General features: G+C 73.2%; 10 protein-coding genes, 1 tRNA gene and 1 pseudogene. 6 read left to right on the top strand and 6 right to left on the bottom strand.

Annotated elements, in window-relative coordinates; all coding sequences use genetic code 11:
- The first annotated feature begins 88 nt into the window (after positions 1-88).
- Both ACOJUF_RS19660 and ACOJUF_RS19655 read left to right on the top strand, forming a co-directional pair.
- Positions 89-1117, top strand: coding sequence for an alpha/beta hydrolase (locus tag ACOJUF_RS19660; protein WP_420123511.1), 1029 nt, complete (start codon positions 89-91; stop codon positions 1115-1117).
- Positions 1118-1137: 20 nt separating this feature from the next.
- Positions 1138-2151 (top strand): helix-turn-helix domain-containing protein, encoded by a 1014-nt coding sequence (locus tag ACOJUF_RS19655; protein ID WP_420123510.1) that lies wholly within the window; start codon positions 1138-1140, stop codon positions 2149-2151.
- Between the two features lie 22 nt (positions 2152-2173).
- On the opposite strand, the gene ACOJUF_RS19650 is transcribed toward ACOJUF_RS19655, so the two are convergent.
- From ACOJUF_RS19650 to ACOJUF_RS19640, 3 genes are all read right to left on the bottom strand, one after another.
- A complete protein-coding gene (locus ACOJUF_RS19650; RefSeq protein ID WP_420123509.1) occupies positions 2174-2479 on the bottom strand; it encodes a DUF3040 domain-containing protein in 306 nt (101 codons plus the stop codon).
- Between the two features lie 149 nt (positions 2480-2628).
- Positions 2629-2901 (bottom strand): DUF6295 family protein, encoded by a 273-nt coding sequence (locus ACOJUF_RS19645; protein ID WP_420123508.1) that lies wholly within the window; start codon positions 2899-2901, stop codon positions 2629-2631.
- Positions 2898-3644: a dienelactone hydrolase family protein gene (locus ACOJUF_RS19640; protein ID WP_420123507.1), complete on the bottom strand. Its 747-nt coding sequence runs from the start codon at positions 3642-3644 to the stop codon at positions 2898-2900. Before ACOJUF_RS19640 ends, ACOJUF_RS19645 begins: the two co-directional genes overlap by 4 nt.
- Before the next feature lie 62 nt (positions 3645-3706).
- On the opposite strand from ACOJUF_RS19640, the gene ACOJUF_RS19635 reads away from it, so the two are divergent.
- Positions 3707-4660, top strand: coding sequence for a siderophore-interacting protein (locus ACOJUF_RS19635; RefSeq protein ID WP_420123506.1), 954 nt, complete (start codon positions 3707-3709; stop codon positions 4658-4660).
- On the opposite strand, the gene ACOJUF_RS19630 is transcribed toward ACOJUF_RS19635, so the two are convergent.
- Entirely contained in the window at positions 4642-5184 is a 543-nt protein-coding gene (locus tag ACOJUF_RS19630) for a DUF3995 domain-containing protein (protein ID WP_420123505.1), read from the bottom strand. The genes ACOJUF_RS19635 and ACOJUF_RS19630 overlap by 19 nt on opposite strands.
- Positions 5185-5270: 86 nt before the next feature.
- Here ACOJUF_RS19630 and ACOJUF_RS19625 point away from each other — a divergent pair.
- Positions 5271-5344 (top strand) — tRNA-Arg (locus tag ACOJUF_RS19625).
- 291 nt (positions 5345-5635) lie between these two features.
- Here the strand turns inward: ACOJUF_RS19625 and ACOJUF_RS19620 are convergent.
- Both ACOJUF_RS19620 and ACOJUF_RS19615 read right to left on the bottom strand, forming a co-directional pair.
- Entirely contained in the window at positions 5636-6910 is a 1275-nt protein-coding gene (locus tag ACOJUF_RS19620; RefSeq protein ID WP_420123504.1) for an RNA polymerase sigma factor, read from the bottom strand.
- 92 nt (positions 6911-7002) lie between these two features.
- Positions 7003-7359 (bottom strand): YciI family protein, encoded by a 357-nt coding sequence (locus ACOJUF_RS19615; RefSeq protein ID WP_420123503.1) that lies wholly within the window; start codon positions 7357-7359, stop codon positions 7003-7005.
- Between the two features lie 388 nt (positions 7360-7747).
- Between ACOJUF_RS19615 and ACOJUF_RS19610 the strand changes: the two genes are divergently transcribed.
- A complete protein-coding gene (locus tag ACOJUF_RS19610; RefSeq protein ID WP_420123502.1) occupies positions 7748-8020 on the top strand; it encodes a hypothetical protein in 273 nt (90 codons plus the stop codon).
- A gap of 9 nt (positions 8021-8029) precedes the next feature.
- Positions 8030-8369, top strand: a pseudogene (locus tag ACOJUF_RS19605) (hypothetical protein); the annotation flags it as partial.

Here is an 8369-nt window from a genome sequence, read left to right as displayed (position 1 = left end):
GCGGGCCGCGCCCGCCGGCTGGGGGCCCGCGGGCCGGGCCGGCCCCCCGACGCTGAGTGCGCCCACCCCACGACCGATGGAGTCACCGATGACGCTCACCGCCGAACCGTCGTCCACCGCCGCCGCACCGTCCCCCGGGGTGACCGGGCCCGCCGGCCCGCCCGTGCCGTTCGACCCCGAGCTCGCTCCCGCCCTGCGGATCATCAAGGACCTGATGCCGCCGCTGACGAGCCAGACCCTCGCCGTGATGCGCGCGGGCATCCCGGGGCTGGAGCCGGTCGACGACGCCACGCTGGCCCGGGACGGCGAGTACCTGGTGCAGGAGCGGACGGTCCCGGGCCCGGCGGGCGAACCGGACATCTCGCTCCTGATCTGCCGGCCGGCGGGGGCGACCGCCCCGACCCCGGCGATCTACCACACCCACGGCGGCGGCATGGTGATGGGCGACAACCGCGCCGGTATCGAGGACCAGCTCACCCTGGCCCGGACGGTCGGCGCGGCGGTGGTGTCCGTCGAGTACCGGCTCGCGCCGGAGGCGCCCCATCCGGCGCCGGTCGAGGACTGCTACGCCGGTCTGGTGTGGACGGCCGCGCACGCCGACGAGCTCAACCTGGATCCGGAGCGGATCGTCATCGCGGGGGCCAGCGCCGGTGGTGGGCTGGCCGCGGGGGTCGCCCTGATGGCCCGGGACCGCGGGGGTCCCACCCTGTTCGGCCAGATGCTGCTGTGCCCGATGCTCGACGACCGCAACGACACCCCGTCCGCGGTGCAGATGGCCGGCCTCGGCGTCTGGGACCACGGTGACAACGAGTTCGGCTGGGGCGCCCTGCTCGGCGCGGACCGCGGCACCGAGCGGGTGTCCCCGTACGCGGCGCCGGCCCGGGCCGGCGACCTGTCCGGGTTGCCGCCGGCCTTCATCGACGTGGGCTCGGCCGAGACGTTCCGGGACGAGGATGTCGCCTACGCGAGCCGGATCTGGCAGGCCGGCGGCCGCGCCGAGCTGCATGTCTGGCCGGGCGGCTTTCACGGATTCGACATGATGGCCCCGGACGCACTGGTGTCGCAGGACGCGCGCGCCGCGCGGCATGCCTGGCTGCGCCGGTTGTTCGGTCTCTGATCGGCTGAGATCCTGGGCCGATGCGCGACCTGACGGTGCGGTTGGACGCCCTGGATCCCGCCGCCGGGGCGGCCCTGCGGGTGATCGCGTATTTCGATGACCTGGTCGCCCACGGGGCCGGTCTGCCGGCGATCGTGCGTGGGGCCGCGATCCTGGCCGCCTGCCCGGCCGCGCTCGTCGACCCCGGACAGCAGGTCCGGGTGCGGATCGGTCCGGGCGGGGTGGCCGGCGTCCCCGGGCCGCGGGACGAGGCGTGGCCATGGACACCGGTCCCGCCCGACGGCGGCGAGCTCTGGCTGGAACGCGACGGCGAGCCGAGTCCGGTCGATGCGATGGTCCTCGAGCGCGCCGCCGCCGCGATCGGCTCGATCCGGTCGTCCGCCGGCGGCCGCGGCGGACGCCGGCGGACGAGTGCCCACGCGGATCTCGCGGTGCTGATCGACGCGGACGCCCCGCCGGCGGCCCGGGCCGCGGCTGCGGCCCGCCGGCAGCTCGGCCCCACCGCGCGGGTGCGCGCGATCGCCTCCGGTGCCGGCGTCCGGATCGGCGCCGCGGACGACCCGGTGGCCGGGCCCGAGCGGGCCGGGGTGGGACCGTCCGGACCACCCGACGAGCTCCCCGCATCGGCGGCCGCGGCCCGGCTCGCGCTGCGGCTGACCGCCGACGGGACCCCGGCCGACCCCGGCCCCCGGGTGGTGCATGCCCAGGACGTCGGTGGGCTGCTGGTGCTCGCTGCCGCGATCGGCCCGACGACGCCCCGACACGCGGACGTGGTGATGCTCGACCGGCTGGCGGCAGATCACCCGTGGCTGCCGGTGACGCTGACCGCGGCGGCGGAGCAGGCGAGCCTGCGCGGCGCCGCGACCGCGCTGCACGTGCACCACTCGACCCTGCAGGAACGCATCGCCCACGCCGAACGCCTCCTGGGCTGGACGATCGGCGACCCCGCCGGCCGGTTGCGGCTGCAGATCGCGTTGGCCCTGCGGCGCCTGCACCGGACGGCCGGCCGGGCCGGCTCGACCGACGGACCCTGAACCGGTGCGTCCGGCCGTGAGGTCAGCGGATGGGGGCGCGGGCCGGCGGCGGGTTCAGCCCGCGCAACTGCTGCAATGCCCGGGTCATCAGGGCCAGGCCGAGCAGGACGACCACCGTGCCGTAGGAGAACAGCGCGGTCACGCCCGCGGCCCCGGCGACCATGACGACGGTGCCCAGGAGCAGCAGCGCCACCGAGCGGACCAGGGCGCGGCGATCCGGGGCCGGGTCGGAGTGGGGATCGAGACGGCGCGACAGCGAGGGGTCGGTCGACCGTAGATAGGACTCGATCTGCTCGAGCCGGTGCTGCTCGTCCTCGGTCAGCGACATCCCGTTCACATCCTCACGACGGCCTGCGGGCACGCCGGCCCTCACGTCCATGGTGCAACCGTTGGGCGAGACGTTCGGGAAGGGAGGTGGATCCTCCCATGAGACCCTCACCACGTTTTCCCGCAGTTCCCACCGGCGGGAGGAGCTGGTCACTGCGCGAGTTCGGGCGGGACGGCGTCGAGCGCCGCCTGGATCGCGGCCATCAGCTCCCGGGCGGAGGCTGCGGTCAGCTCGAGCGCGATCCGGGCCGATGGGCCCAGCTCGGGCGCGGCGAGATCGACGTTGAGCGTGTGCTCGGCCATCGCGTGCACCGGATGGTCGAAGTACGCGGTCACCCGACTGATCGAGAACCATTGCCCGCCGGGGCCTTTGCCGCTTCCTGTGATGTCGGCGACGGTGGTCGCGTAGGTGCACACGATCATCGACCGCCCAGCTGGGCGGCGAAGAAGGTGGCGATGCGGTCCCAGCCGTCGTTGGCCGCGGCGACGCGGTAGCCGGGCCGGTTGACGGCGAAGAAGCCGTGGCCGGCGTCGTCGTAGCGGTGGAACTCGAACTGCTTGCCGTGCCGGCGCAGCAGGCTCTCGAGCTCGTCGACGTGGGCAGGTGACGGGAAGCGGTCCTCGTTGCCGAAGAGGCCCAGCAGCGGGCAGCGCAGGTCGCCGAGCAGCGGTACGAGATTGCCCACCTGCAGGGGATGGTCCGCGGGTGGCGTGCCGGTGACGAACGCGCCATAGCAATCGACGGCGGCGTCGACGTCCAGGCGGCAGGCCGCCAGGACCGACTGCCGGCCGCCCGAGCAGTACCCGATGACCCCGACCCGGCCGTTGCTGGTCGGCAGTCCCCGCAGGTGGGCGGCGGCGCCGGCGACGTCCCCGACCAGGCGCTCGTCCGGTACCCCGCCGGCGGCCCGCGCCGCCGCGGCCGCGTCGTCCGGCTGGGCGCCCGGCGCCTCCCGGTGATACAGATTCGGGCAGATCGCGTCGTAGCCGAGCTCGGCGAAGCGGCGGACGATCTCCTTGGTCGCCCGATCGAACCCGGGCATGTGGTGGATCACCACGACGCCGCCGCGGCGACCGTCGTGGGCGGGTCGGGCCCGGTAGGCCTCGATGGAAGTGTTCCCGGCTCCGTCGATCTCGACGGTCTCGCCGACCATGGAGTGGCTCATGCCCCATCGAAGCACGGGCGGGCGGGTATCGACCCTCGCGCACCGCTGTGCATACTTAGGGCATGCAAACCTTACCTACGGAGGAGCCGCCGGCGATCGAGCCGGGACGGCCGGCCTACCGGCCCTTCCGCGTGCGGGTCGACCGGGTGGAGCGGATGACGCCCGCGTTCCGTCAGGTCACGCTGGCGTCCGCCGACCTGTGCGAGTTCGGCGACGACGGATTGGACCAGCGGATCAAGTTGCTGCTCCCGAGCCCCGGGGTGTCCTGGGACGACTACGCCGGTCCCGACTGGTACGCCCGCTGGCGGGATGCGCCCGAGGAGCGCCGGCCGGTGCTGCGGACCTACACCGTCCGGCAGGTCCGCCGGTCCGCCGGCGAGGTGGACATCGTCCTGGTGGATCACGACAGCCCGCACGGCCCCGCCGGTCCCGGCGTCCAGTGGGTGCGCCGGCTGGCGGCCGGGGACGAGGTGCTGCTGATCGGCCCGGACGTTCGTAGCCCGGACCGCCATCAGGGCATCGACTTTCGCCCCGGCCTGGCCACCCGGCTGCTGCTCGCCGGGGACGAGACCGCGGCGCCGGCCATCGCCGGCATTCTGGAATCGCTCCACGACCGGCCGGACGTGACGGCCCGCGCCTTCGTGGAGGTCCCCGACGTGGCCGACCGTCTCCCCATCGACCTGCCCGCCGCGGCGCGGGTGCACTGGCTGCCCCGCGGCGGCGCTGCCCACGGCGCCCTGCTCCGGCCCGCGGTCACGGCCTGGCTGGACGGGCATGCCGCGCTGCTGGACACCGTCCGGTCCCCGGATACCCCCGAGGTGGAGGACATCGACGTCGATCGGGAGCTGCTCTGGGACAGCCCCGACCCGTCGGACGCGTCGTTCTACGCCTGGATGGCGGGGGAGGCCGCGGCCGTCAAAGCGTTGCGGCGGGCCGTCGTCACCGAGCGCGGGGTGGACCGGCGGCGGGTCGCATTCATGGGCTACTGGCGTCTCGGTCAGTCCGAACGCAACTGAATCCCGGCGGCGCGGCCGGCCGGGCGATCCCCGTCCCGGCCGTCGCCCGCGGGAATGGCCCGATCCCGGGTGAGCGCGAGCCCGATCCCCAGCAGGACTCCCCAGACGAGGAAGAGCGGGTCCCAGAGGAGGGCGTGACCGATCATCGAGGCGCGGTCGTACCCACCGTCCGGTTCGATGGCGCCGAGCAGGACCAGCGCGGCGACGATCGTAGTGAGGCCGCCGTAGCCGACCAGCAGAGCCACGCCGGCCCACTCGACCGCCCGCCACCGGCGCCGGCCCGGCATCCGGCCGGCCTCGACGGCGAGCGGGATGACGGCCGCGGCGGCCTTGACCGCCGCCACCAGCAGGAGCAACAGCACGACCAGGACCTGCGCCCGCTCGGTCAGATCCACCGCCCACGCGCCGACCGTGTCGAGCAGCCAGCGGCCACCCACCGCCCAATACAAGCTGAACAGGCCGTGGATGCCGCCGGCCACCGCCGCGCCCCACAGCGCGATCGTGCCCCACCGTGCTCGCCTCATCACCCCAGGAAACCAGGTCGTCCGGACCGGACCACGTGACGCGGTCGGCGGCGCGGACCGACTACCCTGGTGCGCGTATCCTCCCGGCGCTCGTAGCTCAGTTGGATAGAGCAGAGGACTTCTAATCCTCCGGTCGCAGGTTCGAATCCTGCCGGGCGCGCCCTTCCCCGATCACCGCGATTCCGGCAGCTTGGCGCAGGGTTCAAGATTGCCGGCTCGACACGGACTGAACATTTTGACGTGCCCCGAAGCGTGGCGAGAGAGCGCATCCGGCCCGGATCGGCCGGACCGGTGAGCGTGTTCCTGCTCGGAGTCGACGTTGCCGACGGGTCTCAGACCGAGGTCACGATCCCGAACCCGGTGACGGAAGGTGGCGAGGAGCTTCCGTTGCCGAAGTCCGCAAAGGTCGGCGTCAGCCTCAAGGTCGCGACGCCCGACGGCGTGCGCGAGTTCAGGCCGACCCGATGGCACGGGATCCGGTCCGATCCTGGGAAGGCAGTTCGGGGGAGCCGGGTGTGGGCTCGGCGCCGGCGGCGTGGCTGACCTGGGCCAGGCGCTGCTCCAGGAAGGCGCGTTCCGCGGCGTTTGCGGTGAGCTCCATCGCGCGCCGGTATGACTCGGCCGCGCCGGCGGCATCGCCGAGGCGGCGCAGTAGGTCGGCGCGGGTGGCGGGAAGGTACGGGTAGTCGGTGAGTCGGGGATCGGCCGCCAGCTCGTCCAGGAGCGGCAGGGCGGCGGCCGGACCATCGGCGAACGCGACGGCGGCGGCTCGGTTGAGCGCGACGACCGGGGTGTTCCACACGGCGAGCAGCCGGTCGTAGAGGTGCACGACGCGGGGCCAGTCGGTCTGCTCCAGGGACGGCGCTATCGCGTGCACGCCGGCGATCGCGGCCTGCAGGGTGAACCGCCCGGGTGGGCCAGATGCCAGCGCCCCCGCCGTGACCGTGAGCCCTTCCAGGATCCCGCGTTGGTTCCAGCGCGTCCGGTCCTGGTCGGCGAGCAGGAGCAGCCGACCCTGCTCGTCGGTCCGGGTGGCGCGGCGCGCATCGGTGAGGAGCAGCAGGCCCAGCAGGCCGCGGGTCTCGGCCTGCTCGGGGAGCAGGCCGGCGAGGGTGCGTGCGAGGTGCAGGGCCCGGTCGCAGAGCTCCTCCTGGACCAGCGTATTCCCCTCGCCGGCCGTGTGGCCGGTACTGAAGAGCAGGTGGACGGCGGTGAGGACACTGTCCAGGCGTTCGGGCAGCTCCGGCCGGCTCGGAACCCGGTAGGGGATGCGGGCCTGGGATATTTTCTTCTTGGCCCGGGTGATCCGTGCCGCCATCGTCGGTTCGGACACCAGGAAGGCTCGGGCGACGTCGGGCGTGGGAACGCCGCAGACCAGGCGCAGGGTGAGGGCGACGCGGGCCTCGGGGGCCAAGGTGGGGTGGCAGCAGGTGAACACCAGCCGGAGTCGGTCGTCCGGCACGGCGGCGTCGGGCCAATCCTGGTCGGCCGGGTCGTGCGGATCGACTGTCGCCGGCTCCACGAGCAGCGGGAGCTTGCGCCGGAGGGTGACCTCGCGACGTAACCGGTCCAGCGCCTTGTTCCGCGCCGCCGTGGTCAGCCACGCGCCGGGCCGCTCCGGCACGCCGTCCCGGGTCCAGGCCTGCAGCGCGCTGACGTACGCCTCCTGCGCGCACTCCTCCGCGACGTCCAGGTCGCCCGCGACGCGCACCGTGGCGGACAGCACGAAGGCCCACTCGGAGCGGTGGGCCTCCGCGAGCGCGGCAGCGACCGCGTCCGCCTGCCTGGCGGACGCGGTCGGCTCGTCGGCGGGAGCGATCAGAACGGGTTCGTCGTCGGGTCCACGACCGGGCGAACCTCGACGCCGCCGCCGGGGGCCGGGCACAACTTGGCAATCTCGACGGCGTGGTCGAGGTCGCGTGCCTCGACGACATAGAAGCCGCCGAAGGCCTCCTTGGTCTCGACGAACGGGCCGTCGGTCACCGTGACGGACCCCTTGATCGTGGTGGCCGAGGTCGTGGGCGCGAGTGCCTCCCCGCCCGCCACGGATCCGCCGAGCTCGAAGACCTGCTTGACGAACGTGCTGTGCGCGTCGATCACCGCGCCCCACGCCTCGGGCGAGGCGTCCGCGTAGAAGGTGGGGTCTTCGTAGATGAGGATCGCGTACTTGGCCATGGAGCTGCCTCCTGCACTGGGTCGCGGGCCGGCCTGTCCGGCTCCGTCATCAGCGACGACGAACACTCGGCCGCCGAATCGACAGCCAGGCCCCGAAGTTCTGAGAGATTATCCGGGAGGCGGCAGCTGAGCGTCGATCCGGTCCGGGCGGAGATGCTCGGACCACACACCTCTACCTGGCATGACGTACGTCGGCGGCACTAGCTGCCAGAGTAGGAACTCTTGGTCAAAGCGAGTGATGCGGTCAACAGCTCACCCGCCTCGGCGGCTGGTCGTACCGTCGTGTTCGGACCGGGATGATCGAGTGGCGCTTCGGTCGGTGTTGGGGGTGGGGGCGGGTACCGCCGGTTCGACGGTCGCATACTTCCTGGGCCGGGCCGGGGACGCCGTGACGGTGGTCGAACGGGCCGGCTCGCAGCGCTCCAGCGGCAGTCCGGTCGACATCCGCGGCGCCGCTGCGCCGGCGGTCCGGCGGATGGGGGTGTTGAGCGCGGTTCGGGAAGCGGCGACTCGGGTGGTTCGGTTGGCTGCGGTCGATCGTGACGGGCGGGAGATCGGCGCGCTCCCGACCCAGTCCGGTGGCGACGCGGTCGAGATTGCCCGTCGTGACTTGGCTGTCATTCTGGCCGGTGCGGCCCACAGCCAGGCCGAGTTTCGCTAGGGGGACACGGTGACCGCGATCGGTGAGGGTCGTGGCGGGGTGGTGGTGAGTTTCGAGCGGGCGCCGCCGCGGGAGTTCGATCTGGTGATCGGCGCCGATGGGTTGCACTCGACGGTGCGGCGGCTGGTCTTCGGCCCGGAGGACCGGTTTGTGACGCATCTGGGTCTGTACATTGCCACGGTTGATCTGGGCCGCGACAGCGGTGATCTGAGATGTCCTGGATCTGCTGCAGGCTCTGATCTCGCAAGGAGAATCGAGCCATGCCAGCACCACGTCAGTACGACCAGGAGACCCGTGACCGCGCGGTGCGGATGTACCGGGAGCGCCGTTCCTCGCATCCGGCCGAGTC

Origin of the sequence: Nakamurella sp., from assembly GCF_048594475.1 — a bacterium.
Taxonomy (GTDB): domain Bacteria; phylum Actinomycetota; class Actinomycetes; order Mycobacteriales; family Nakamurellaceae; genus Nakamurella.
The sequence above is the reverse complement of the archived record's forward strand: the minus strand, read 5'-3'. Positions and strand labels throughout refer to the sequence as shown.

Bases quoted from the DNA above. Each gene is read 5' to 3' on its own strand.
- ACOJUF_RS19660 (WP_420123511.1), top strand. From the start codon at position 89: ATGACGCTCACCGCCGAACCGTCGTCCACCGCCGCCGCACCGTCCCCC.
- ACOJUF_RS19655 (WP_420123510.1), top strand. From the start codon at position 1,138: ATGCGCGACCTGACGGTGCGGTTGGACGCCCTGGATCCCGCCGCCGGG.
- ACOJUF_RS19650 (WP_420123509.1), bottom strand. From the start codon at position 2,479: ATGTCGCTGACCGAGGACGAGCAGCACCGGCTCGAGCAGATCGAGTCC.
- ACOJUF_RS19645 (WP_420123508.1), bottom strand. From the start codon at position 2,901: ATGATCGTGTGCACCTACGCGACCACCGTCGCCGACATCACAGGAAGC.
- ACOJUF_RS19640 (WP_420123507.1), bottom strand. From the start codon at position 3,644: ATGAGCCACTCCATGGTCGGCGAGACCGTCGAGATCGACGGAGCCGGG.
- ACOJUF_RS19635 (WP_420123506.1), top strand. From the start codon at position 3,707: ATGCAAACCTTACCTACGGAGGAGCCGCCGGCGATCGAGCCGGGACGG.
- ACOJUF_RS19630 (WP_420123505.1), bottom strand. From the start codon at position 5,184: ATGAGGCGAGCACGGTGGGGCACGATCGCGCTGTGGGGCGCGGCGGTG.
- ACOJUF_RS19615 (WP_420123503.1), bottom strand. From the start codon at position 7,359: ATGGCCAAGTACGCGATCCTCATCTACGAAGACCCCACCTTCTACGCG.